This is a genomic window from Erwinia sp. QL-Z3, assembly GCF_004551645.1.
Classification (GTDB): Bacteria; Pseudomonadota; Gammaproteobacteria; order Enterobacterales; family Enterobacteriaceae; genus Erwinia; species Erwinia billingiae.
Genome location: NZ_CP037950.1, coordinates 1064966 through 1089736, shown reverse-complemented (window position 1 = coordinate 1089736; position 24771 = coordinate 1064966). Strand labels below are relative to the sequence as shown.

The 24771-nt window shown below is 57.3% G+C and carries 22 protein-coding genes; 9 read left to right on the top strand and 13 right to left on the bottom strand.

What is annotated here, in order from left to right; translation table 11 throughout:
• Positions 1 to 23: 23 nt before the first annotated feature.
• The 4 genes from E2F51_RS05695 to E2F51_RS05680 form a co-directional block, all read right to left on the bottom strand.
• Positions 24 to 1097, bottom strand: a complete 1074-nt coding sequence (locus E2F51_RS05695; RefSeq protein WP_013204278.1) for an AI-2E family transporter — start codon at positions 1095 to 1097, stop codon at positions 24 to 26.
• Positions 1098 to 1159: 62 nt separating this feature from the next.
• Complete coding sequence (locus E2F51_RS05690) at positions 1160 to 2812, bottom strand: ABC transporter permease (RefSeq protein ID WP_371732178.1); 1653 nt, start codon at positions 2810 to 2812, stop codon at positions 1160 to 1162.
• Positions 2813 to 2855: 43 nt separating this feature from the next.
• Entirely contained in the window at positions 2856 to 3830 is a 975-nt protein-coding gene (locus E2F51_RS05685) for an ABC transporter substrate-binding protein (RefSeq protein WP_134822940.1), read from the bottom strand.
• Positions 3827 to 4531: an ABC transporter ATP-binding protein gene (locus E2F51_RS05680; RefSeq protein WP_013204275.1), complete on the bottom strand. Its 705-nt coding sequence runs from the start codon at positions 4529 to 4531 to the stop codon at positions 3827 to 3829. Before E2F51_RS05680 ends, E2F51_RS05685 begins: the two co-directional genes overlap by 4 nt.
• A gap of 259 nt (positions 4532 to 4790) precedes the next feature.
• Here E2F51_RS05680 and E2F51_RS05675 point away from each other — a divergent pair, with 259 nt between their 5' ends.
• The gene (locus tag E2F51_RS05675) at positions 4791 to 6011 is read left to right on the top strand and encodes an MFS transporter (RefSeq protein WP_013204274.1); all 1221 of its coding nucleotides are present in this window, start codon (positions 4791 to 4793) and stop codon (positions 6009 to 6011) included.
• Positions 6012 to 6118: 107 nt separating this feature from the next.
• On the opposite strand, the gene E2F51_RS05670 is transcribed toward E2F51_RS05675, so the two are convergent.
• Positions 6119 to 6934: a TIM barrel protein gene (locus E2F51_RS05670; RefSeq protein ID WP_105760382.1), complete on the bottom strand. Its 816-nt coding sequence runs from the start codon at positions 6932 to 6934 to the stop codon at positions 6119 to 6121.
• Between the two features lie 494 nt (positions 6935 to 7428).
• On the opposite strand from E2F51_RS05670, the gene E2F51_RS05665 reads away from it, so the two are divergent.
• Together E2F51_RS05665 and iolB are read left to right on the top strand one after the other, a co-directional pair.
• Positions 7429 to 8934, top strand: a complete 1506-nt coding sequence (locus tag E2F51_RS05665; protein ID WP_013204271.1) for a CoA-acylating methylmalonate-semialdehyde dehydrogenase — start codon at positions 7429 to 7431, stop codon at positions 8932 to 8934.
• 63 nt (positions 8935 to 8997) lie between these two features.
• Positions 8998 to 9816 (top strand): 5-deoxy-glucuronate isomerase, encoded by an 819-nt coding sequence (gene iolB, locus E2F51_RS05660; protein WP_134822939.1) that lies wholly within the window; start codon positions 8998 to 9000, stop codon positions 9814 to 9816.
• Between the two features lie 45 nt (positions 9817 to 9861).
• Here iolB and E2F51_RS05655 read toward each other — a convergent pair whose 3' ends face one another.
• Positions 9862 to 10704, bottom strand: a complete 843-nt coding sequence (locus tag E2F51_RS05655) for a MurR/RpiR family transcriptional regulator (protein WP_013204269.1) — start codon at positions 10702 to 10704, stop codon at positions 9862 to 9864.
• A 316-nt stretch (positions 10705 to 11020) separates the two neighbouring features.
• The gene (gene iolC / locus E2F51_RS05650; RefSeq protein WP_134822938.1) at positions 11021 to 12940 is read right to left on the bottom strand and encodes a 5-dehydro-2-deoxygluconokinase; all 1920 of its coding nucleotides are present in this window, start codon (positions 12938 to 12940) and stop codon (positions 11021 to 11023) included.
• Between the two features lie 489 nt (positions 12941 to 13429).
• On the opposite strand from iolC, the gene iolD reads away from it, so the two are divergent.
• The 4 genes from iolD (at position 13430) to iolE (ending at position 18325) form a co-directional block, all read left to right on the top strand.
• A complete protein-coding gene (gene iolD / locus E2F51_RS05645; protein ID WP_134822937.1) occupies positions 13430 to 15370 on the top strand; it encodes a 3D-(3,5/4)-trihydroxycyclohexane-1,2-dione acylhydrolase (decyclizing) in 1941 nt (646 codons plus the stop codon).
• A 100-nt stretch (positions 15371 to 15470) separates the two neighbouring features.
• On the top strand, positions 15471 to 16484 hold the full coding sequence (locus tag E2F51_RS05640; protein ID WP_013204266.1) for a Gfo/Idh/MocA family protein: 1014 nt from the start codon (positions 15471 to 15473) through the stop codon (positions 16482 to 16484).
• Positions 16485 to 16500: 16 nt separating this feature from the next.
• On the top strand, positions 16501 to 17385 hold the full coding sequence (locus E2F51_RS05635; protein ID WP_134822936.1) for a sugar phosphate isomerase/epimerase family protein: 885 nt from the start codon (positions 16501 to 16503) through the stop codon (positions 17383 to 17385).
• A gap of 43 nt (positions 17386 to 17428) precedes the next feature.
• Positions 17429 to 18325 carry a myo-inosose-2 dehydratase gene (gene iolE, locus E2F51_RS05630; RefSeq protein WP_134822935.1) on the top strand — a complete coding sequence of 299 codons (897 nt, stop codon included), beginning with the start codon at positions 17429 to 17431 and terminating at the stop codon, positions 18323 to 18325.
• Positions 18326 to 18400: 75 nt separating this feature from the next.
• Here the strand turns inward: iolE and E2F51_RS05625 are convergent, their stop codons facing one another.
• Positions 18401 to 18958 (bottom strand): DcrB family lipoprotein, encoded by a 558-nt coding sequence (locus tag E2F51_RS05625; RefSeq protein ID WP_013204263.1) that lies wholly within the window; start codon positions 18956 to 18958, stop codon positions 18401 to 18403.
• 98 nt (positions 18959 to 19056) lie between these two features.
• Positions 19057 to 19722: a 7-cyano-7-deazaguanine/7-aminomethyl-7-deazaguanine transporter gene (locus E2F51_RS05620; protein WP_013204262.1), complete on the bottom strand. Its 666-nt coding sequence runs from the start codon at positions 19720 to 19722 to the stop codon at positions 19057 to 19059.
• 203 nt (positions 19723 to 19925) lie between these two features.
• Here E2F51_RS05620 and tusA point away from each other — a divergent pair, with 203 nt between their 5' ends.
• Entirely contained in the window at positions 19926 to 20171 is a 246-nt protein-coding gene (gene tusA, locus E2F51_RS05615; RefSeq protein ID WP_013204261.1) for a sulfurtransferase TusA, read from the top strand.
• A 35-nt stretch (positions 20172 to 20206) separates the two neighbouring features.
• Here tusA and E2F51_RS05610 read toward each other — a convergent pair whose 3' ends face one another.
• Positions 20207 to 22480, bottom strand: coding sequence for a zinc/cadmium/mercury/lead-transporting ATPase (locus E2F51_RS05610; RefSeq protein WP_134822934.1), 2274 nt, complete (start codon positions 22478 to 22480; stop codon positions 20207 to 20209).
• A 93-nt stretch (positions 22481 to 22573) separates the two neighbouring features.
• On the bottom strand, positions 22574 to 23200 hold the full coding sequence (locus tag E2F51_RS05605) for a lysoplasmalogenase (RefSeq protein ID WP_013204258.1): 627 nt from the start codon (positions 23198 to 23200) through the stop codon (positions 22574 to 22576).
• A 152-nt stretch (positions 23201 to 23352) separates the two neighbouring features.
• Here E2F51_RS05605 and E2F51_RS05600 point away from each other — a divergent pair, with 152 nt between their 5' ends.
• Positions 23353 to 23697, top strand: a complete 345-nt coding sequence (locus E2F51_RS05600; protein ID WP_134822933.1) for a DUF2500 domain-containing protein — start codon at positions 23353 to 23355, stop codon at positions 23695 to 23697.
• A gap of 57 nt (positions 23698 to 23754) precedes the next feature.
• Here E2F51_RS05600 and E2F51_RS05595 read toward each other — a convergent pair whose 3' ends face one another.
• A complete protein-coding gene (locus tag E2F51_RS05595) occupies positions 23755 to 24024 on the bottom strand; it encodes a DUF1145 family protein (RefSeq protein WP_134822932.1) in 270 nt (89 codons plus the stop codon).
• Positions 24014 to 24619 carry a 16S rRNA (guanine(966)-N(2))-methyltransferase gene (gene rsmD, locus E2F51_RS05590; RefSeq protein ID WP_134822931.1) on the bottom strand — a complete coding sequence of 202 codons (606 nt, stop codon included), beginning with the start codon at positions 24617 to 24619 and terminating at the stop codon, positions 24014 to 24016. The genes E2F51_RS05595 and rsmD overlap by 11 nt, the downstream gene beginning before the upstream one ends.
• Positions 24620 to 24771: the final 152 nt, after the last annotated feature.

The following is a 24771-nucleotide window of genomic DNA, read 5'->3' as shown; positions in this document are numbered from 1 at the left end:
CACCGTTGAGGCCGGAACGCCGCTTATTCGCTCGCCGACTTTCTTCGGGTCAGCGCCTTTTTCTCTTTCGGTCTGCCATTCCCCAGCAGGATCGCCAGCTTGTTGCCGCCCGGCGTGGTTTCCATCAGGATTTTACACACGCTGGTCAGCGGCACGGAAAGCAGCATACCCACCGGCCCCAGCAGCCAGCCCCAGAAAATCAACGACAGAAACACCACCAGGCTGGAGAGTCCCAGCCCTTTGCCCATCACGCGCGGCTCCAGCATATTGCCAAATACCATATGAATCACGGTGAACAGCACCGCGACCATCGCGGCATCAAACACCGTATTCAGCAGCAGTGCCTGGATTAGCGGCGGAATGCCGGCAATGATTGGGCCGATATTGGGAATAAAGTTCAGCACAAAGGCGACGACGCCCCACAGCAGTGAAAACTTCACCCCCAGCAGAAACAGCGACAGCCAGACGGCGGCCCCGGTAATCAGACTGATCAGCGTTTTCAGCGCCAGATAATGGGTGACGCCTTTCAGCGCCTTATGCAAACCGGCAATGCGGATTTTCGGGTTCACCAGCGCGAAACGAAGCTTGTAGGGCAGGTGATGCACCTCAAACAGCATAAACACCACGGTCATCAGCAGCAGCACCACATTGGTCATCGCCCCAGAGAACTGGCTCAGTACCGTGGTGGCGACGTTCATCAACGAATTCGGATCCAGCCGCTCGGCCATACGTTCGGTGGAGAGGTTGATATGGAAGGTGGCGGCAAAGTGCTGCACGATCCCCAGCTTATGCTCCATCTGCGCGCGGATTTGCGGGTAGATGTCGCTGAATTCATTGACCGATCCGGCCACCATCGCCACCAGCAGGCCAATAACAATCAGCACGCCCAGCATCACCAGGCTGATGGCCAGGCCCCGCCTGACGCCTTTGCGCATCAAATAGGTGACCAGCGGGTTCAACACAATGGCCAGAAACAGCGCCATTAAAAACGGCACCAGAATCTCTGATGCCGCTTTGATACCCGCCAAAATCACAATCAGCGTGGCCATTTTCAACAGCATATTCTGCCCGATCTTTTCCTGCTGCAGTTCGCTCATTCCCTCTCCAGTTCAACCTCAGATGCGTAAGTTTAACGCCTCTGAACAGTGCCAGGATGCTTTTAGGAAAGATCGGAGGCTTTTCCCTGTTTTTGCAGCAGCGCCAGCGCCGCCAGCATCAGCAGCAAACTCACCGTCATCGCAATACTGGCCATCGCCATTCCCTGACCGACCGAGCCCTGTTCAAACTGCCGCCAGATAAACACCGCCACCGTTTGCGTACCGGCGGGTGCCAGCAGCAGCGAGGTCACCAGCTCGCGGGAGGCGATAGCAAATACCATCAGCATCGCCGCCAGCAGGCTGGGAAACACCAGCGGCAGAATAATATGGCGTAGCGCCTGCAGCGAGCTGGCCCCGTGCACGCGGGCGGCGGGTTCCAGATTGCCGCCAATCTGTTTCAGCGCGCTGCCGACATAGCGCACCGGCCACGGCAGCAGAATGCAGCAGTACGACAGCAGTAAGATCGCCCAGCTGTTGTAAGGCGAAACCGGCCAGAACGATCGGTTCCACAGTAGGATTAACCCCACGCCGACCACCACGCCTGGGATGGCAGCAGGCAGCAACGACAGGGCATCGATTATTTTCGCGCCCCGCATTTTGCCTTCCACCACCAGCCAGGCCGCCAGAAAACCCAGCACGCCGGTAATGGCAGCGGCACCCAGCGCCAGCGCCACGCTGGTGGAAAGGGCCGACAACGCTTCGCTTTGCTGCGCGAACAGTGCGACAAAATGGCGATCGGTGAGGTTAGCCAGGTGCAGCCCGCCGGACAGCGTCGACATCAGCGCGGTGACGTAAAGCGAGCAGAGCGGCATCGCCACCACCACCACTGAAACCAGGGTAAACAGCGCCATCACCGGGATTTTCCACACACCCAGCAGAACCGGGCTGCTCTGCGCCGGTTTGCCGGTAATGCTGGTGACTTCTTTATTGCCGGTCAGCTGCTTTTGCAGCGCAAAGGCCGCAAGGGCAATCAGCACCAGCATTACGGAAAGCAACGAGGCACCGGGCAGGTCGATCGGCCAGTCCGCCAGCCGCTGTTCAATGCCGACGGTCAGCATCACCACACCCGCACGCGGGCCAAGTGCCGCCGGTACGCCGAACTCCTCAATCGCCAGGGTGAAGGCCAGCAGCACACCCGCCGCCAGCGCGGGCAGCGCCATCGGCAGTGAAACGTGCCAGAACGCCCGCCAGGCGGAAGCGCCATGTACCCGGGCCACCGTGGCCAGCCGCTGACCGCTCGCCAGCATGCTGCGCGACACGGCAAAGTACACCACCGGGAAAATGTTCAGCGTCATGATCAGCATGATGCCGGTCTGGCTGAACAGCAGGGTGTTGAGGTTCGGCCCGCCCAGCTGCATCAGGTAGCCATTTTGCTGCAGCGCCAGCATCCAGCTGAGCGCGGCGATATAGGGCGGGGTCAGGAACGGGATCAGCATCAGCACATCCCAAACGCGGGCCAGCGGCAGATGAAACAGGCCGCGCAAGGTGCCCAACGGGATCCCCAGCAGCGCGCTGAACAGCGCCACGCCAACGCCGGTTTTCAGCGTGCCCACCAGCAGCGTCGGCAGTTCTGGATCCCTTAGCAGCGCCGGGATAGTCGAAAACGCCCCGGCCAGCGATCCTTCGCTGAGCGCCGGGAACAGCGCCTGCAGCAAAATAAACAGCAGCGGCAGCGCCACCAATACCATCAAAAGAGCCACGGTCAGCAGGGGCATCAGGCGCAGTTTCACAGGCAGATTTCCAGGGCGTCGGGTCGCGTTATGGTGCTGCAAATAATTTACCAAAGCGCTGAAGAACCGCCGCACGGTCACTCTTTGCCTCGCTCTGCGCAGGCAGGATTTTCAGATCGCTGAGCAGCGGGCGTTTCGCGCCAATATCCGATCGCGCCGGCATCAGCCATGCATCAGCCACTAACCCCTGGCCTTCCGGTGACAGCACATAATCGATAAAGGCTTTGGCGTCGGCGGCGTGCTGCGTCGACTTAAGGATCATCATCGGGCGCGGGGCCACCACGGTGCCGCTTTCCGGGAAGATCACTTTGATCGCTTCGCCATCCTGAATGCTGCCGTAAGAGACATAATCCACCGCGCCGAAGACGGCGGCTTTCGCACCCTGTAACACCGGCGTCAGCGCCTGCGCATTCGGGCCGCTGATCACCATGCCGTTGGCTTTCAGCTTATCGAACAGCTGCCAGGCACCGTCACCCATGCCGTTTTGCAGGCCGATTAACAGGTCCAGCGAGGCGCCAGACATCGACGGATCGGGGGTGGTCACCTTGTCCTTAAACGCAGGCGTGGTGAGGTCGGCCCACTCTTTCGGCTCCGGGGTGCCGCTTTTGGTGTTCCAGACGATGCCCAGTGCGGAAATACCCTGTGCCACATAGGCATCGCTCTTCAGCGCATCCGGCACCTTAGCCGCGTTGGCGCTCTGATACGACAGCAGCCAGCCGCGATGCTGCAAATCTTCTGCCGTATCCCAGGAGGCGGAAATCAGCACGTCGGCCAGCGGATTGGCCTGTTCGGCTTCCAGACGGGCCATCACCTTGCCGGTGGTGGCCTGGAAAATATTCACTTTCACGCCGGTTTGCTTCTCGTAACCGGCGGCCAGTTTTTTGGCCAGCGAACCCGGTCCGGCGGTATACACCGTCAGCGCACTGGCGTCATTTATCATCATGGCGGAGGTGAAGATCATCGCGACGATGGCTCCTGTTTTTTTTGTCAAAATGGATTTCATGCTAATTCCCCAGAGAATGGCGTGACGGCCTGGATGGACGTCACCGAACCGTGTGACAGGTGAACAATGCGGCTGGCGAGCAGTTCGGCCTCGTTACGATCGTGGGTGACATACACTGCGGTGGTGCCGAGCTGGCTTAGCAGGCTGCTCATTTCACGGCATAAGGATTCACGCAGATCGCGGTCGAGGTTAGACAGCGGCTCATCAAACAACAGGATGCCGGGCTCGGCAATGATGGCGCGCGCCAGCGCCACGCGTTGTTGCTGGCCGCCTGACAGATCGGCAGGCCGGCGCAGGGCGAAGTTGGCCAGGTCGACGCGCTCAAGGGCAATCATGGTTTTCTTCAGCCGTTCGGCGGTCGCTACCTTGCGCATCAACAACGGGAAGCCGACGTTCTGCGCCACCGTCATATGCGGCCACAGCGCGTAGTCCTGAAACACCATGCCGATATCACGCTGTTCCGGGGGAAGCGCACTTCGCGGGCTGGCAATCAGCCGGTCACCAAAGTGGATTTCGCCCTGCTGCGGTTGCAACAGACCGGCCAGCAGTTTCAGCAGCGTGCTTTTGCCACAGCCGGACGGGCCCAGCAGCGCCACGGTGGTGCCGGCTTCAACCGTCAGGTCGAGCTGTTGCAGGACGCGCTGATCGCCAAAGGCATATTGAATGCCCTTCAGCACAATGCGGATCGGAGTGCGCGTCATAAGGCGGCCTCGGTAATGAACAGGCATAGCCCACAGACCGTCAGCGGTGACCGACGGTTCGCGCTCTCCTGGGGGAAAATCAGGGGAGCTGACATATTTTTTATCCTCTTTGGGACTTCATTAAGGCGGCAGTATAGGAGCGCTATGTGACGGATTTATGGCGGCAATTGTGACAATCCTGTAAACGGGGGATGACAGGCAGGGGGGAAATCAAGGTATAGTGAACCCTCGTGTTGGTGTTAACAGAGTCCCGATCCCCATGCCTGATCAACCCGCGCTGGAGCCTGCTCAAAGCGGTTTACGCTTGAATCTGCGCATCATTTCCGTGGTGATTTTCAATTTTGCCAGCTACCTGACCATTGGCTTGCCGCTGGCGGTCCTGCCGGGCTACGTCCATGACGTGATGGGCTACAGCGCCTTCTGGGCGGGCCTGGTGGTCAGCCTGCAATACTTCGCCACCCTGCTCAGTCGTCCCCATGCCGGCCGCTATGCCGATCTGTGGGGGCCAAAAAAGGTGGTGGTGTTTGGCCTGTGCGGCGCGCTGCTGAGTGGCATCTGCTATGCGCTGGCGGCGGTGGAAAGCGCGCTGCCGGTGTTAAGCCTGGTGATGCTCTGCCTGGGGCGGGTGATCTTAGGCGTCGGGCAAAGCTTCGCCGGCACCGGGTCCACGCTGTGGGGCGTGGGCGTGGTGGGTTCGTTGCATATTGGTCGGGTTATTTCGTGGAACGGGATTTTCACCTACGGTGCCATGGCGATTGGCGCACCGCTCGGCGTGGGCATTTATCAGTGGGGCGGCCTGCTGCTGCTGGCGGGGATCATCATTGCTATCGCACTGATCGCCATTCTGTTTGCGCTTCCCAGACCGAACGTCACCAGCAGCAAAGGTAAGCCGCTGCCGTTCCGCGCCGTGCTGGGCAAAATCTGGGGATATGGCGTGATCCTGGCGATGGGCTCCGCCGGGTTTGGGGTCATCGCCACCTTTATCACCCTGTTTTATCAGGATAAGGGATGGGATGGCGCTGCCTGGGCGCTGACCCTGTTCAGCGGGGCATTTGTCGGTACGCGTCTGCTGTTTCCTAATGCCATTAACCGCCATGGCGGGCTGGCCGTCGCGCTGGTTTGCTTTGCGGTGGAAGCCGTGGGGCTGTTTCTGGTATGGGGATCGGTCGACCCGTGGATGGCAAAGCTGGGCGCGTTCTTCACCGGTGCCGGTTTCTCGCTGGTGTTCCCGGCCGTTGGCGTGGTGGCGGTGAAAGCCGTTCCGCCCCAAAATCAGGGCAGCGCGCTGGCCGCCTATACCACCTTTATGGATCTGTCGTTGGGCATAACCGGGCCGCTGGCCGGGTTTGCCATGAGCTATCTCGGCGTGCCGGTGATCTACCTGATCAGCGCATTGCTGGTTTGCGTGGCCATGCTGCTGACGGTCAGACTAAAGCGGATGCTGAAGGGGCAAAAAGAGGCGCTGGTCGAGATGTCCTGAGCCCGGCTGGACGCCTGCATGCACGCGGGTAACAGCAAAAAAATAGCGGCAGTTCGACAGCTGCCGCCAAAGTGACACAGATAAGGGGGGGGCGTTTACCCCCGGAATTAATCCTGCAAGATTTCGATACTACGACGGATTTCACGCTCAATATCCGCCGCTTTCCAGCTGTCCATCACCGAGGAGAACGGCTCGAAAGCATAAATTCCGCGGTAGCCCAACTGCTCAAGACGCTGCACCTGAGCGGCAGTTTTCAGCACATCCCCTTCGGTCAGCATAATGCGCTCTTCATCGGTCAGTTCGCTGGTCGGGCGGCCATCTTCCACGCCAGACAGATGCACCAGGCCAATCGCGTTGATATCCACCCCGCTGGCAAACTCTTCTTCTGCCTTCTCATAAAGGAAATGGTGGAAGGTATCCAGCACCAGGCGGAACGGCACGTTGGCATCCCGGATCAATGCCTGCGCCTTTTGCGCCGAGCGCAGCGAACTCACCGGGAAGCCCAGCGGCTCAACCAGCCCTTCAATGCCATACTGAGCAAACAGCGGACCGAGTTTTTGCAGCGCCTCAAGCGTCTGCTGCTCGGAAACCGGCGTACCGTCGTTCAGCGGGCACAGCACCAGCGCTTTTGCGCCAACGCCCTGAGCATCTTTCAGTAAGCCTTCCGCTTTCGCCATCAACGCATCGTCAGCCTGGTTAAACGGGTAGACCGCGTTGATGGTGACAATTTCAAGATCGTAACGCTGCGCCAGCGCTTTCACTTCGGCATGGCTCAGATTGTCGGTGACGCTCCCGCCACGCATATCGTTACGCAGTTCGACTTTATGCAGCCCAAGCTTATTCACCAGTTGGAAAAACTGTTCGATGCTGAGGCCGGGGGCAATCTTACGGTTAATACAGAAACGGGTAGGGTCAATCGCCATGGTGCTGCTCCTGCAAGCAAGGTAGAGAGGATCAGAAGAGGCCCTTTTTTGTGCAGAAGGAGGATGGCCTCAGGTTATGGCCTATAAAAGAACATTTATTTCATGTTTGGTGAATTATGAAATTTAAATTTTTGGATCGCTCTCGCAAAATTTCGTTTTTTTCGGCGTAAAGCCGCAACGAATGGGAGGAAATGTGAGCCCTGTCGCAGGCGAAAATGGCAATTAATTGTCTGACGCTGACATGCCCATGAGCCGCGCCATTGTTAAGTTTCCGCTGAATTTCGTCGGCGGCCGGTAGCAATCGGCTCTGGCAACCGCTCAGCGGGTAAAAATGCGATCCAGGCCGCTAAAAATGAATTTTCTAAAGTGAAATATTTGAAAAATTTATTCCAATATAATACTGTCCTTGCACGCATTCGGGATTTGTCCGGTCAGGTTGCCAGCGGCTAAACGCGGCAGCCCGCAGGGAATACTCACATCAAAGAGGCCAGAACATGACTATCGTAGGCAATTTTATTGGCGGAAAAACGTCTCAGAGCGCCAGCAATGAAACCATCCCAATTTACGATCCGGCTACCGGCAAACCGGTGCGCGAACTGACGCAAAGCACCGCCGATGAGGTGACTCACGCCATTGAAGTGGCGCATAACGCCTTTGAAGACTGGTCACGCACCTCGCCTCTCCGTCGTGCGCGCGTGATGTTCAACTTTAAAGCCCTGATGGAACAACACCGCGAAGAGCTGGCTGAACTGATCGTCAGCGAACACGGTAAAGTCTGGTCAGATGCGCTGGGTGAACTGACGCGCGGTCTGGAAGTGGTCGAATTTGCCTGCGGTATCCCGCATCTTATTAAGGGCGAGAACTCCGCCGACGTGGCAACCGGCGTGGACAGCTACTCGCTGATGCAGCCGCTGGGCGTGGTGGCCGGGATTACCCCGTTCAACTTCCCGGCGATGGTGCCACTGTGGATGTTCCCCATCGCGCTGGCCTGCGGCAATACCTTCGTCCTCAAGCCACCGGCGCTGGATCCTTCTGCATCGGTGCGTATGGCAGAACTGCTGACCGAAGCCGGCCTGCCGGATGGCGTCTTTAACGTGGTCCACTGCTCGAATGAAGATGCTGAGCAGCTGTATAAAGATCCGCGCGTGCAGGCGGTGAGCTTCGTCGGTTCTTCCGGCGTGGCAGAACATATCTATAAAACCGCCAGTGCCCATGGCAAGCGTGTGCAGGCGTTTGGTGCGGCTAAAAACCACGCCATCGTGATGCCGGATGCCGACCTGGAAGCAACCGTCAATGCCATCATGGGCGGTGCTTTCGGTTCAGCGGGCGAACGTTGCATGGCGCTGCCGGTTGTGGTGGCGGTAGGTGATGACACCGCAGACAAACTGATTGCTGCGCTGACGCCGCTGGTGAAAGCCCTGCGCGTGGGCCCGGGTATTCAGAAAGGCAGTGAAGAGAATGAGATGGGGCCGGTGGTTTCCGCTGCGCACCAGAAGAAAGTGCTGGGCTACATCGATAAAGGTGAGCAGGAAGGCGCCAAGCTGGTGGTCGACGGCCGTAACTTCCAGGTGGAAGGCTACAACGAAGGTTACTACGTGGGCGGTACGCTGTTCGACAACGTGACTTCCGATATGGTGATCTGGCGTGAAGAGATCTTCGGGCCGGTGCTGAGCATCATGCGCGCGCCGGATTACGCCAGCGCGTTGAAGCTGGTTAACAGCCATGAGTTTGGTAACGGTAGCGCTATCTTCACCAGCAATGGCCACACCGGCCGTGACTTTGTGCGTGAAGTGCAGGCCGGTATGGTCGGCGTTAACGTGCCGGTGCCGGTACCGATGGCCTTCCACAGCTTTGGTGGCTGGAAGCGTTCGGTGTTTGGCGCGCTGAACGTGCATGGGCCAGACGGCGTGCGCTTCTACACCCGAATGAAAACGGCGACCGTGCGCTGGCCGAGCGGTCAGAAAACCGTTTCAGAGTTCAGCATGCCGACGCTGGGATAATTCATACATTCCAAAACCTCTGGCGCGGCTGCAAGGCGCCAGAGGAGAGTGAAGGAGAATTGAATGTCATTGTTGTCCAAAGTACAAAAACCGGATGCGCAAGGGCGCATTCAGCACGTGACGCCGGAGAGCGTGGGCTGGCGTTACGTTGGCTTTGATGCTTATCAGCTGAAAAAGGGGCAGACCCTGCAGCTGGAGAGTGGCGATAAAGAGCTGTGCCTGGTGCTGGTTGCCGGCCTGGCGTCGGTGAAGACGCTGCACGCTGAATTCCCCGGCATCGGTAAGCGGATGTCGCCGTTTGAACGCACGCCGCCTTACTCGGTGTATGTGCCGAACAACGACAAAGTGGAAGTCTATGCGGATTCCGACCTTGAGCTGGCGGTCTGTCATGCGCCGGGCAAGGGCGCGTTACCGGCCAGACTGATTTCGCCGGCGGACGTCGGCGTGGAGCAGCGTGGCAAGGGGCGTAACAAGCGTCTGGTGCACAATATTCTGCCTGATGATAAGCCAGCGGACAGCCTGCTGGTGGTGGAAGTGTATACCAACGAAGGTGACACCAGCTCCTATCCGAGCCACAAGCACGATCAGGAAAACTCAGAAAACGAAACCTATCTGGAAGAGACCTATTACCATCGGTTTAATCCGGAGCAGGGCTTTGCTATGCAGCGCGTCTATACCGACGATCGCTCGCTGGATGAGTGCATGGCGGCCTATAACCGCGATGTGGTCACGGTGCCGCGCGGGTATCACCCGGTCGCCACCATTGCCGGTTACGACAATTACTATCTGAACGTGATGGCCGGGCCGGTTCGACTGTGGAAATTTACCTGGGAGAAGGATCACGCCTGGGTGAACAGCGATGCGTATCCGGTCGAAAAGTAGAACGGGATGCAACAAAAAAACGGGTGGAATTTTCCACCCGTTTTTTTATGCCTTATCGGCGTTGTTGAGCGCCAGCGAAACGGCCAGCGTCTGGGCCAGGCACAGTGAAGCCACCTGCGAACGGAAGCCATCAACCTGCGCCTCACGCACCACAAAACAGACGTCGCTGAAAGCGGCCAGCGGGCTGACCTGGCTGTCGGTGATCGCAATCAGATGCGCCCCACGTTTGGCCCCTAACTCAACCAGTTCCACCGCTTCACGCGCATACGGCGAATAGCTGATGGCAATCACCACATCCTTCGGATTCACCATGCTCAGCTGCTCGGTAAACATCCCGCCCAGGCCGTCAATCAGGAAGGCACGGCGTTCCAGATGGCGCAGCGCATAGGTCAGATAGGACGCCACGCTGAACGAACGGCGCAGGCCAATCACGTAGATGTTCTCTGCCTGATGCAGCATCTCAACTGCTTTATCCAACTGCTCGGGATTGGTCTGCATCGCCAGCTGTTGCAGCGCCTGTGAATTCACCATGGTGAACACATTAAGGATTTCAGCCGGGTTCTCGGGTGGAGCAGCCGTTTCATCGGTCGAGGTCTGGCGGAACAGCCGTGCGCGCTCGGTGTAGTTCACCGTCTCTTCCATCAGGTGCTGACGGAAAACCTGTTTCATTTCGTTGAAGCCGCTAAAGCCAAAGGCATTCGAGAAGCGGATCAGGGTAGAAGGCGGTACGTCGGCCTGTTGGGCAATCGAGGCCACGGTGTCAAAGGCAATGCTGTTGCTGTTGTCCAGAATATAACGAGCCACCTGTTTCAGGCGCTTACTCAGGGTGTCGTAGCGACGGCGGATGTCGTCCTGCAACAGGGAAAGCTGCGTTGGGTTGTTGGTCATTACTTCGGCTCGCTAAATAAAATAAGTCGTTTGTTCTGTCCGATATTCTACCAGATGAACAAAAAATTTCACTTTCTAACGGATTTCAGGGGATCTATTTCATCGGGATATGAATGGAATCACAGATTCTGGCTGAAAAGAGAGCAGAAGGAAGGGGGAATTCGTTCGTGAAGAGAAATAAGCGGAGTGAAAAGGGCGGGATGTGAAGGTTGAAAGGGCAGAACAGGAAGGTAAAAGGGCAGGAACCGGTGACTGTTCAGCGGCCGCTGGCATTGCCAATCGCCGATCCTGTCGCGTTCCTGCCCGGTTTAACGGATTACTTCGCTGGCCGCACTTCGCGCCAGTAATTGATCAACTGATGGTAGTTGCTTTTCACCTGGGCGATCAGCGCGTCATCATCCAGCTCGCCTTGCAGCCACTGGCGTGAAGGCTGGCCGAAGATGGTGCGGCCGACGGCAAACCCTTTCACCCACGGTGCTTTTGCGGCGTCAGCGAAACCGGCTTTCAGCTTCTCTTCCGGCGCATCGAGGCCGAGGATCAGGATGCCGCGACAGTTCGGATCTTCCCGCTCGATCAGGCCACTGATTGCCTGCCAGCTTTCCAGTTTCAGCGGCGGCAGTTTCCACCAGTCCGGCTGAATACCCATCGAGTAGAAGTGGGTCAGGATATCGAGGTAGTAAGACTCTTTCTTGTCCGGATTGCCCTCCGGCAGGATCACTTCCAGCAGCAGTTCGTGGCCGGTTTTGTTACAGCCGTTCCACACGTCCATCACCAGCTCATCCTGCTCTTTACGCAGTTCGGCGCTGTCATGCGGATGGTAGAACACCAGGCATTTCACCACGTGTTCCTGCGGCCAGTCGACCAGCTGGGAACCGATGTTGCCGTGCTCAAGGCGCAGCGGACGGGAGCTGGGTAACTCAATCGGGCGACCACTCCACCAGCCTTTACCGGTAATGGCGTTCAGCGCCGGCTGTCCGAAGGTGGTGTCAGCGAGGATCCCGCTGCGGCCATCCAGCCCGGCTTCACCGGCGGCTTCTTCTGCCGCACGCAGCAGCAACAGCTTCAGTTCAGGCAGGCGTGACGTGTCGACGCCCGCTTCATTAGCCATACCCACCAGCTGTTTACGGTGGTCGAAGGCAAAGACACACAGCTCTGGCCACTGTTGCTTGCGGGTGGTGACGCGGTGCAGGTGATTCAGGCGGCTGTCGAGGTCCGGACGCTTGACGTCCTTATCGCGGCTGAGGAAATCATCCAGTTCAGCTTTGGTTGGCATCGCTGGCGCGCAGCCATGGCGTGACACCACCAGGGCGCCGCAGGCATTGGCATAGCGACAGGCCTGCTCCCAGCTTTCGTCATTCAACCAGCCGCGCAGCAGGCCAGACATAAAGGCATCGCCTGCGCCCAGCACGTTCAATACTTCCACGCGCACGCCGCTTTGTAATTTGGTCTCTTCCCAGCTGTCCGGGATCTCGCCTTCCAGCACCACGCAGCCCATCGGACCACGTTTGCAGACCAGCGTGGCTTTCGTCGCCTGACGAACGTTTTTCAGCGCGGTCAGGGTATCGGTGCTGCCGCCAGCAATATGAAACTCTTCTTCCGTTCCGACCACCAGATCGAAATAGTGCAGCACTTCTTGCAGCTGTTGCGTGACGTGCTCGGATTCCACAAAGCGCGTTTCACCGTCGCCGAGCGAGGTCAGTCCCCACAGCACCGGACGGTAATCAATATCCAGCGCGGTGCGTAAGCCATTCTGACGGGCAATTTCCAGCGCCTTTAAAACCGCCGCGCGGGTCTGAGGATGCGAAAGGTGCGTGCCGGTGACCGCCACCGCACGGGAAGAGGTGATGTACTCTTCACTGATATCTTCCGGGATCAGCCCCATATCGGCGCAGTTATCGCGGTAGAACACCAGCGGGAAGGTGTCCTGATCCTTAATTCCGAGGATCACCAGGCCTGTCAGCCGGGTTTTGTCGGTGATCAGACATTCGGTATCGGCACCCACGCGCTGCAGCTCTTCGCGCAGAAAACGGCCCATATGTTCATCGCCCACGCGGGCCAGCATGCCGGACTTCAGCCCCTGGATCGCCGTGCCGTACGCCACGTTACCCGACGAACCGCCGAGATATTTCGAAAACGTACTCATATCTTCAAGGCGGGCGCCAATTTGCTGGCCATAGAGGTCAACGGCAATGCGCCCGATACAAATCACATCAAGCCGTTTCTGTTGTGTACTCATACCTGTTGTTTCCTTCTCTGATAAGCCGACTCAGCTGCGCTTTTCCAGCGGACTCGCCTGAACGTAACGTCCGGACGCCCGGATTCAATATGGAAATGAGTATGGAGAATAAAAATTTCAACTTCAACACAAAATGAAATTAATACCCCAAAAGTGTGAGGTGGATAAAACTCTGGGGATCGTCGTTGCGGGGGATCAAAAGCGGCGGCGGGTTGTGGCGATCCAGGCGGTGTGAGCCTGCTCGCAAACTGCAAAAGCCGTTCGGGCAAAGCCCTTGAAGTGAAACGAAATTTTCTTTACTGCTCAGACATCCTCTTTATTGTTCCAAATCTGACCGCGCGATCACCCCGCGCAGAGTCGTTTCATCGCATAATTTGATCTCTCTCGCAAAATGAAATGTTTCTTCTGTAATTCTGTTTAGTGAAAAAAATATTTGTTTATAATCGCCTCACGTTTCACTTTTTCAGCCTCACCGTTAAGGAAGAGCACATGGGTAAGAGTAGATTAACCACAGCACAGGCTCTGGTCAGATTCCTGGACAACCAGTATCTGTCGGTAGATGGCGTTGAAACCAAGTTCGTAAAAGGGATTTTTGCCATCTTCGGTCACGGCAACGTGCTGGGCCTCGGTCAGGCACTGGAGCAGGACAGCGGCGACCTGGTGGTTATGCAGGGTCGTAACGAACAGGGTATGGCGCACGCGGCCATCGGCTTCGCCAAACAGAAACTGCGCCGTGAAATCATCGCCTGTACCTCTTCTGTCGGACCGGGTGCGGCCAATATGATCACCGCTGCGGGCACCGCATCGGCTAACCGAATTCCTCTCTTACTGTTGCCCGGCGATGTGTTTGCGACCCGCCAGCCGGACCCGGTTCTGCAGCAGATTGAACAGAGTCATGACCTCAGCATCAGCACCAATGATGCCTTCCGCGCGGTCAGCAAATACTGGGACCGCGTCAGCCGCCCGGAGCAGCTGATGACCGCCTGTATCAATGCCATGCGCGTGCTGACCGACCCGGCTGAAACCGGCGCGGTAACGATTTCTCTGCCGCAGGACGTGCAGGGCGAAGCCTATGACTACCCGGATTATTTCTTCCAGAAGCGCGTGCATCTGCTGGATCGCCGCCTGCCAACCGAAGCCCAGCTGGCAGCCGCACTGAAGATGATCGCCGGTAAGCGTAAGCCAATTATCGTCTGCGGTGGCGGGGTGAAATACTCCGAAGCCGGTGAGGCGCTGCGCCAGTTCGCCGAGCGCCATCAGATCCCCTTTGCGGAAACCCAGGCCGGTAAAGGCACCATTGTTTCTGACCATCCGCTGAACGTCGGCGGCGTGGGCGAAACCGGCTGTCTGGCGGCTAACCTGCTGGCGAAAGAGGCGGATCTGGTGATCGGCGTCGGTACCCGTTACACCGACTTTACTACCGCCTCGAAATGGATTTTCCACAATCCGGACGTCAGCTACATCAACATTAACGTCAGCAATTTTGACGCCTACAAGCTCGATGCCGTGCAGGTAGTGGCCGATGCGCGTGAAGCGCTGACCGCACTGGATGAGCGTCTGGCTGCACAGGGCTTCACCAGCGGCTGGGGCGAGAAAATCGGCCAGGCGCAGAGCAAATTGCTGAAAGAAACGCAGCGCGTTTATCAGTCGGTTTACAGCAACGACGGCTTTGTGCCGGAAATTGATGACCATATGGATCGTGAAGCGGTCTATGCCGAGTTCAACCGCCTGACCGATTCCTTCCTCACCCAAAGCAGCGTGCTGGGGACACTGAATGAGCATCTCCCAAAGGATTCGGTGATCGTCGCCGCTGCGGGTAGCCTGCCGGGCGATCTCCAGCGCGTCTGGCGCACCAAAGATTACAACAGCTACCACGTCGAGTACGGCTACTCGTGCATGGGTTATGAAGTCAGCGCTTCGCTGGGCGTCAAGCTGGCTGAGCCGCACCGTGAGGTCTACACCATGGTCGGCGATGGCTCCTTTATGATGCTGCACTCCGAGCTGGTGACCTCCATTCAGGAAGGGGCCAAAATCAACGTGCTGCTGTTCGACAACATGACCAACGGCTGCATCAACAACCTGCAGATGGAACACGGGATGGACAGCTTCACCACCGAGTTCCGCTTCCGTAATGCGGAAGGCGGCAAGCTGAATGGCGGCTTTGTGCCGGTAGACTTCGCGGCGATTGCCGGTGGCTACGGCTGCAAAACCTATCGCGTCACCACCCTCGACCAGCTGAAGCACGCGCTGGAAGATGCCCGCAAGCAGACCGTTTCCACGCTGATTGATATCAAAGTGCTGCCGAAAACCATGGTGCACAAATACTTCAGCTGGTGGCGCGTTGGCGGGGCGCAGGTTTCCGAATCTGAACGGGTCGATGCGGTCGCCAAAATGCTCAACGAACATATCGACCAGGCACGCGAATACTGATTCATTTTGCTTACTCTGAATTCAGTGCGGACATCTTCACTGGCTGCAAATAACGGTCAGGTTGATGCCCGCGCTCTCCCCTACATATAAAGGATATTTTATGACTCTGAAACTTGGCGTAATCGGCACCGGTGCTATTGGTCAGGAACATATTCGTCGCTGTAGCAAAGTGCTGCAGGGCGCCAAAGTGGTTGCCGTCTCGGATATCAACATCGACGGCGCGAAAGGCATTGTCAGCCGGTTAGGTCTGGACGCGGAAGTGTATGCCAACGGCCACGATGTGATCGCCTCTTCGGAAGTGGATGCGATCATTGTGACGTCCTGGGACCCAACGCATGAAGAGTTCACCCTGGCGGCAGTTGCTGCGGGTAAACCGGTGTTCTGCGAAAAGCCGCTGGCGCTGAGCGCTGAAGGTTGCCGCCGTATCGTGGATGCGGAAATCGCCCACGGCAAACGTCTGGTGCAGGTTGGCTTTATGCGTCCTTACGATGCCGGCTACCGCGCGTTGAAGAAAGTGATCACCGACGGTGACATTGGCGAGCCGCTGATGCTGCACTGTGCGCACCGTAACCCGACCGTACCGGAAAGCTACACCACCGATATGGCGATCACCAACACGCTGATCCACGAGCTGGACGTGCTGCGCTGGCTGACCGAAGACGACTACAAATCTGTGCAGGTGGTCTTCCCGCGCTCGACCAAAAACACCCACGCAAAACTGCGCGATCCGCAGATTGTGCTGTTTGAAACCCATAAAGGCACCCGCATTGACGTGGAGATTTACGTCAACTGCGCATACGGCTACGACATCCAGTGTGAAGTGGTCGGTGAAACCGGCATCGCCAAATTGCCAGAGCCGTCTTCTGTTCAGCTGCGCAAAGACGCCAAGCTGTCCAACACCATTCTGACCGACTGGAAAGACCGCTTTATTGATGCCTACGACGTTGAGCTGCAGGCCTTTATCAACGATGCCACCGCCGGAACCTTGCAGGGCCCGTCAGCATGGGATGGCTATGCCGCATCCGTTGCCGCCGATGCCTGTTTGAAAGCGCAGGAAAGCGGCGCTATCGAGCCGGTTGAGCTGCCAGCGCGTCCAGCCTTCTACAACAAGTAGCTTCAGGGAGATCGCAATGAAAATCGCCTTTGACGTAGACGTCATCAGAGACATGGGCATTACCAAAATGGTTCATCAGGTGGCGGACTGGGGCTACAAGTACATTGAGCAGTCTCCGCACCCACAGATTAACCCGTTCTATAAGCATCCGAAGGCCAGCCGGGAGATCATCACCGAGTATAAAAACGCGCTGCGTGAAACCGGGCTGGAGATCTCGTCCTATATCGTGGTTTACCGCTGGTCCGGCCCGGATGAAGCGCGCCGTCAGGCGGCTGTCCGTAACTGGAAGCGCATGATTGAGATCGCGGTGGAAACCGGCGTGCAGGTGATCAATACCGAGCTTTCCGGGACGCCGAACGAGCCGGAAATCTGCGAAGAGATGTTCTATCGCTCGATGGAAGAAATCTTACCTATCGTCGAACGTGAAGGTATCCGTATCGAAATCCAGTCACATCCGTGGGATTTCTGCGAGGAGAATAACGAAACCGCCGATCTGGTGAAGTCATTCCGCAGTGAGAACGTGAAGTACCTGTACAGCGTGCCGCACACCTTCTTCTACGACAAAGGGAAGGGCGATGTGAAGAGCATGCTGGAGTACGCCGGTGGCGATCTGTCCCACGTGCTGATTGCCGATACCATGAACCACACCAAGCATTGTCGCTACATCGTTAACCCGCCAGGCGTGGATGCCACCATTCACCAGCATGTGGGTGTCGGTGAAGGGGAGGTCGATTTCGACACCCTGTTCCAGACGCTGCGCGAAATGGATTTTTCCAACCGAACCTACAAAGTGGGCGGTGAGTCGATTATTGCCTCTTCGCTGTTCGGTTATCCGGAAAAAATGAACCGTCAGGCCGTGGAAACCCGCGAACTGATCGAGCGTGAGCTGCTGAGCAGATAACTTCTGGCAGCCTGCGCTGCCGTACCCCTTGCGAGAGAGTGCGATGAACAAAGATAACGTTAAGCTGGCAATAGCCCCGATTGGCTGGACCAACGATGATATGCCGGAGCTGGGTGCGGAAAATACCTTCCAGCAAATCGTCAGCGAAATGGCGCTGGCGGGATTTACCGGCAGTGAAGTGGGCAGCAAATACCCGCGCGATCCGGCGGTATTGAAGCCAATGCTGGATATTCGCGGCGTGCAGATCTGCAACGCCTGGTTCAGCACCTTTTTTGCCAACGGCGATAAAGCGAAAACCATCGACGAATTTATCAACCACCGCGATTTCCTGCACGCGATGGGCGCGAAGGTGATCGGCTGTTCCGAGCAGAGTAAGAGCATTCAGGGCACCTCGCTGTCGGTGCTGGATGAGAAGCCTTACTTCACTGATGAAGAGTGGAAGCTGACCGCCGACGGCTATAACGAGCTGGCGAAACTGGCGGCGGAGAAAGGCATGCAGGTTTGTCTGCATCACCATATGGGCACCGCTATCCAGACCACGGAAGAGATTGACCGCTTTATGGCGATCACCAATGACGACGTGTTCCTGTTGTTTGATACTGGCCATGCCTACTATTCGGAAGGCAGTCAGGCGAAGATGCTGGCGATCCTCGAAAAGTACCTGCCGCGCATCAACCATGTGCATCTGAAAGATGTGCGTGATGAGGTAGTCGCCGAGGTGAGAAGCCAGAAGCTCTCCTTCCTTGATGGCGTCAAGAAAGGCACCTTTACCGTGCCTGGCGATGGCGTGATCGACTTTACGCCGGTGTTTAAAATTCTGGACGAGTCGGGCTACAAAGGCTGGATGGTGGTGGAAGCCGAGCAGGATCCGGCGTTAGCCAATCCGTTTGAGTATGCGGTGAAAGCCAGAAAATATATCCGCGAGACTGCCGGCCTGTAACGGAGGCGGCAGTGAAATAAGAAAGCCCCTGACCAGCAAGCTGGCAGGGGCTTTTTGTCATTCAAACAACGGCGATTATTTCAGCGCAATCGTTTTGATGATGTTCTCAGAGTCGGTCTGAGACTGCTGCTGGTTTTCTGCTGGCAACGTAATCTGCATGGTCAGCAGTTTGCCATCCACCTTCGCCAGCACCACGGAAGACCAGGAAGACTGGTTCTTGGCGGAGATCACCGTATCCAGCTGCTGAGCAGGCTGACCGCTGATTTCAATCGCTTTATTGGTCACGACCTGCAGCTGAGGATCGCGGTTGCGCTGCTGCTGCTCAAGGCGGCCAGCCAGCACGTCCAGTCCATCGGTAGTCGCATCACCTTCAATCACGATAATCGCTTTCTGGCCGGTCGCATCAGCATAGACGTGCATATTATTGGCCTGGGTGCCGAGCTTGCCGCTCTGATCGGACATCCCGGCTGGCAGGGTGAAGCCCAGCTTGCCGTCCATCAGGGTGACGGCCTGGCTGCTCTGGCTGCTGCTGACGCCGTTATCATCCGCAGAGGCTTTGTCATCTTTGCCGTCGCAGGCGGTCAGTCCAACCACCAGTAAGCCGATACCGGCATATTTCAGTAAGTTACGCATCATGATCCCTTTTACGTTAGTCGTGTGCTGCTTTACAGCCCCTCATAAAATAGTAATCAGCGGGCAAAAGCAACTGTCGCTCTGTCACAGAATGCAGCTTAGCCGAAGTTAACCTGAGCGCGGTTCGATTTTTCCGCCAGACGCTTCAGCATGGCATTCAGCAACAGGCCGTAAGCCGGCAGGAAGAAAATCATGCAGATAAGCACCTTGAAGCTGTAATCCACCAGGGCGATCTCCACCCAGTTCTGCGCCATAAACGGATCGGGACTTTTGTAGAAGGCGATAAAGAAGAACGCCAGCGTATCGCTGATATTGCCGAGGAACATCGCGGAGGCCGGGGCAATCCACCACTGCGGCAGCTGGCGCAGGCGGTTGAAGACGTGCACATCCAGCACCTGGCCCAACGCGTAGGCCATAAAGCTGGCGCAGGCGATGCGGGCAACGAACAGGTTGACGTTTTCTAATGCGGCAAAGCCCTGCCACTCACCCTGATAGAACAGCGCGGAGACGGCGTAGGAGATAAACAGTGCCGGGACCATCACCGCAAGGATGATGCGACGAGCCAGCGGCGCGCCAAAAATGCGCACGGTGAGATCGGTTGCCAGGAAGATAAACGGGAAGCTGAACGCGCCCCAGGTGGTGTGAAAACCGAAAATGGAGATCGGCAATTGCACCAGATAGTTACTGGAGGTGATCACCAGCACGTGGAAAAGGGACAGCCAAATCAACGCATGCGTGCGCTGACTATTCGAGAACGAAATCATCATATGACCTTTTTGAAGATTGGGGTGAGGGAACCCAATGAAAAATTGTGTCGCAATAGCGATTGCGCGGCATCTTACCGAAACAGAGTGCTATTGCAACGGTTAATTTTAGCGCAAACGTTATCGTCGCGGTACCCACTTGCACATGCAAAAGGTGAGGGTAAAATGAGCGCAGGTATTTCTTCCGTTTTAATGAGACTGCTATGAGCGATCTGTTCGCCAATCCCGATCAAACCCTCGATGCGATGGGCCTGCGCTGCCCGGAACCTGTAATGATGGTGCGTAAAACCGTGCGTCATATGCAGGAGGGCGAAACCCTGCTGATTATCGCCGACGATCCGGCCACCACGCGTGATATCCCCGGCTTCTGCCGTTTTATGGAACACCAGTTGGTGGCGCAGATGACCGAGCAGACACCCTATAAGTATCTGCTGAAGAAAGGGCTCTAAGCATCGGCTTCGGGCCCGGCTTTACGCGGAGCCACTCAGCGTTTGCGCAGCAGCCTTAACGCATTCGCGGTGACCAGCGCGGTCGCGCCGGAGTCTGCCAGTACCGCCAGCCACAGGCCGGTAATTCCCAGCAGCGTGGTCACCAGAAACACCCCTTTTAGCCCCAACGCAATGGTGATGTTTTGCCGGATATTGGCGTGCGTGGCCCTGGAGATACGGATCATCGTGGCCAGTCCGCCAAGCCGGTTGTGCGTCAGCGCGGCATCCGCCGTTTCCAGCGCGACATCGCTGCCGCTGCCCATCGCAATTCCGGTCGTCGCGGCTTTCATTGCCGGCGCATCGTTAATACCATCACCAACCATCGCCACCGGCTGCTGCTGATTCAGTTCGCCAATCGCGGTGACCTTATCGGCAGGCAACAAGCCTGCGCGGTAGTCAATGCCCAGCTCACCGGCGATCGCCGCAGCGGCGCGCGGATTGTCTCCGGTCAGCATCACCGCCTGAATATCCAGCGCTTTTAACTCAGCCAACGCGGCGGCGGCATCGGCACGCAGCGTGTCACGCAAGGCGATCAGCGCCGTTGGCTGATTCTCCTGCAACAGCACCACCACGGTGTTTCCTTCGGCTTCCAGCGCGCTCACCCGTTCCTGCTGTTCAGGGCTGAGCGTGCCTTGATCCAGCCTGGCGGGCGCGCTGATTAACAGTAAGTGACCACTGACGATAGCCTCAACGCCGCTGCCGGCCAGCGCACGTTGCGAGGTTGCTGCTGCCAGCGTTAAGCCACGCTGGCCAGCCAGCGCCACGATGGCTTTGGCTAAGGGATGCGACGAACCGGTTTCCACCGCTGCCGCTTTGGCCAGCAGGGAATCTTCACTCTCCTCTGCCAGTGGGATCAGCGCGGTGACCTGCGGTTTTCCTTCGGTCAGCGTGCCGGTTTTATCGAAGGCAAAGGTGCGGATAGCGTTCAGGCTCTCCAGCGCGGCACCGCCTTTGATTAACACACCCCGGCGGGAGGCCGCGGCCAGCCCGGAGGTGATGGCGGCAGGCGTTGAAATCACTAATGCGCACGGGCAACCAATCAGCAGCAGCGTCAGGCCTTTGTAGATCCACGGCTGCCAGTCGGCGGCGAACAGCAGCGGCGGGATCACCGCGACCAGCAGCGCCATCGCCATAATCACCGGCGTGTAGATGCGGCTGAAGCGGTCAAGGAAGCGCTCAATCGGTGCCCGGTTGGCTTCGGCTTCTTCAATCAGATGCAGAATGCGGTCGATGGCACTTTCACCCGGTTTGGATACCACTTCTAACAGCACCTGGCGGTCCACGCTCAGGCAGCCTGCGGCAACCGCTTCGCCTTGCTGACGCTCGACCGGCACCGATTCGCCGGTTAATGCGCTTTCATCAAAGCTGGCAAACGGTGAGAGTAAACGCGCATCGGCGGGCAATCTCGCGCCGGCGGCCACTTCAATTCTGTCGCCGGGGCGCAGTTCACTCAGGGCAACCGTTTCACGCTTCTCGCCGCTCACCCGGACAGCTTCTTCCGGTTTCAGGGCCATTAAGGCGGTCACGCCACGGCGGGCGCGGCTGGCGGCAAAGGATTCCAGCCGTTCACCCAGCAGGAACAGCAGCAGCACCATCGCGGCTTCTGCGGTGGCGCCAATAAATAATGCGCCGATGGCCGCGACGGTCATCAGGGTTTCAATGGCAAACGGGGTGCCGCTGCGGATCAAACGCAGCGCGCTGCGGGCAATGGGCCAGGCACCGGCGAGGGTGGTCAGGGTGAAAGCGATCTGTCCGGCTTCAGGGCTGACAAGGTCGATCAGCCAACTGGCCAGCATCATCACGGCAAGCAGAATAATGGCGCGATTTTCCGGCCAGAAGCCCGGCGTGGCGGCGTCGGTTTTGACGGCATCGCTACGTTGCAGGGTGAAACCGGCCTGCTTCACCGCCGCTTCAACCTGCTGGCGGACGTCGCGATCGGCGTTCACGACCAGTTTTTCGGTGGCATACAGCACGCGAGCCGTATCGACTTCGCTCAGCTTGCTAACGGCGGTTTCAATTTTTCGTGCGCAGCTGGGGCAATCCATTCCGCTGATTATCCAGCTGAAACGTTCTGCGGAACCTCTCCTGTCGCTTTCCTCATCGGCATCGCTGCCTGAACCGCAGCCGGCATCACTGCAACAGCTGGTTTCAGCGGTGACTGAGGTCATCATCGAGATTTTTTTGATGGTTGGGCGAGGTTTACTGCTGCAACCCTGCTGGCTGTGAGCATGGCGTTGGCCACAAGGGCAAGAAGATGAGTGCTGATGCATGGCGCCTCCTGATGGGCAACGGCGGGAAACGCTCCCGCCGATGACGCATCTTACACTCTGGAGTGGACTCCAGAGTCAAGGCTTTTACGGCGATTACAGATACAGCGAACGCACGATCATAAAGTGACCGGCAAAGTAGCAGGCGGCGACAATCGCCCGGTCAGAGGTAAACCGGCGACGATAGTGGCTGACAAGCCAGACGATATTGGCCAGCAGCAGCAGCGAAGTCCCCACCATCAGCGAGAAGCTGTAATCGGTTGGGCGGAAGAAATACTGCTCGGTGGTCAGCCAGACCATTAACAGGGTCATGCCGATAAAGGTGCAAATCGGCCAGCGCAGATCTTCCAGTCTGGACCAGATGGTGGCAATCAACAGCGCGCCTATTACCAGTACCGTCAGCGGGATCGGCCAGAAGAAGGTCAGCGTCATATGGCTGGCGAAGCACAGGGTATACAGCAGATGCGAAAGGAAAAATGCGCCAATCGCGTACAGCATGCGCCGGTTAGGTAGCAGCGTCAGCGCATCGCCAATCAGCGTGGCCAGCAGGCCAAACAGGATCAGATAGTCGGTGGTGTTGAGGATCGGTGCCTGCCAGGCCAGCGCCAGCAGAAGCAGCAAGGTGACGGGCTTAAATACCCAGCGTTGCCATTGAGGCCCACGGTACGATGCATCAACGTAGAGCCAACCGGAAAAGAAAACTGCCAGAAACGACCAAATCATAATGTGTCCCTTTGTATTCAGATGCAAAACTCCACAATTCTGAATCTAGTCTAGGACAGAGCCCGACGATGTGACAATGGGAGGCGTCTGGTTGTATCCTTTCTGGCCGTGGGAATGATTGGCATTGCCTGATAAGGAGGAAGAAGAAAAATATGAAGGTCATTTTTTTCATCGTACTGGCTATCATCGCCGTGCTGGCGACGCGTCAGTTTATCAAGCAGCGGAGAGAAGTGGCGGTCAATGACGCTTCCCCGGTGCGCTCACTTCCCGCCGAGGTAAAAGCCAAGCGCGAGGTTCCGATGCCGAACCGCCGTTCGCGTCAGCGTGAAGTGATCCCGGTTGAGGATAAGCGTTATGAAGCCTGGTTTCATCCGCTCAACGGTGCCGGGGATTTCAAACTGGTGCTGAAAGAGCAGGATTACCGGCAGATTGATCCGGGGGAAAAGGGACAGCTGAAGGTGCAGGGGACGCGGTTTATCTCGTTTAGCGCGAATTAGTGGGCTTGCCGAAAAAGCATGGGGTTCCGCGCTTTTTCGGCTGGTTTTGCCACTGCGTTACTTCTTCGGCAGGTATTTCTTCTGCCAGGCCAGCAGCTCAAACACGCCAAAAAAGAAAATCTTGGTTTGCATCATGAAGCTGAGCTTCGGGGCATCTTTCGGCTGCGTAGCGCGCATCAGCACCAGCTGCAGTCCGTGCATCACCACCATAAAGAACAGTGCCACATCAATAAAATACTTCAGCGGCTTGGGGAACGGATGCACCAGGTTAAGCAGTAAAAATGCCCAGACACAGACCATCAGCAGCCTGCCAATATTAATCATCATGGTTCGCTTCCTTCTTCGCGATCTGGCGGTGGTACAGGCGATAGGCCACCTGTCCGGCGATCTTTTCCCGATGCAGCTGCCAGCTTACCGGCACCGGCGGCAGGCCATGTTCCACTTCGCTTTCGACATAAATCAACGCGTTATCCGCCAGCCAGCCGTTACTTTCCAGCTGTCCAAGGGTCTGTTCCAGCAATCCCTTACGGAACGGCGGATCGATAAACACCAAATCGTGAGGCTCACCGTTTTGCGCCAGAAATTGCAGCGTGTTGGTGTTGATCACCCGGCCGGTTTTACAGCCGAGCGTGGTCAGGTTCTTTTCTAACTGCTGCGCAACCGGGCGCTCCAGCTCTAACAGTGTGGCAGAAGCGGCGTGACGCGACAGCGCTTCCAGCCCTAATGCACCGCTACCCGCGAAGCAATCCAGGCAACGTGCGCCCTGAATATCGGGTGCCAGCCAGTTAAATAACGTTTCGCGGACGCGATCGGTGGTCGGTCGAAGCCCGGCGCTGTCCGGGACCGGTAATTTTCTGCCGCGCCACAGACCGCCAATAATGCGGATTTGTCCGGCGCCGCCGCTGCGGGGTTTTTTATTCATGCTGCTGAACTCTTCATAATTTGTTGCACAGTTTAACGGGCTTACCGGGCTGAGGAAACGTAAAAAGGGTGCTGTGTTGCGTTAGCAGGAAAGTGTTAGACTAGGGGATTAAGTCAATTTTCAACGACCTGACAGATTTTTCCCCGCGAGGA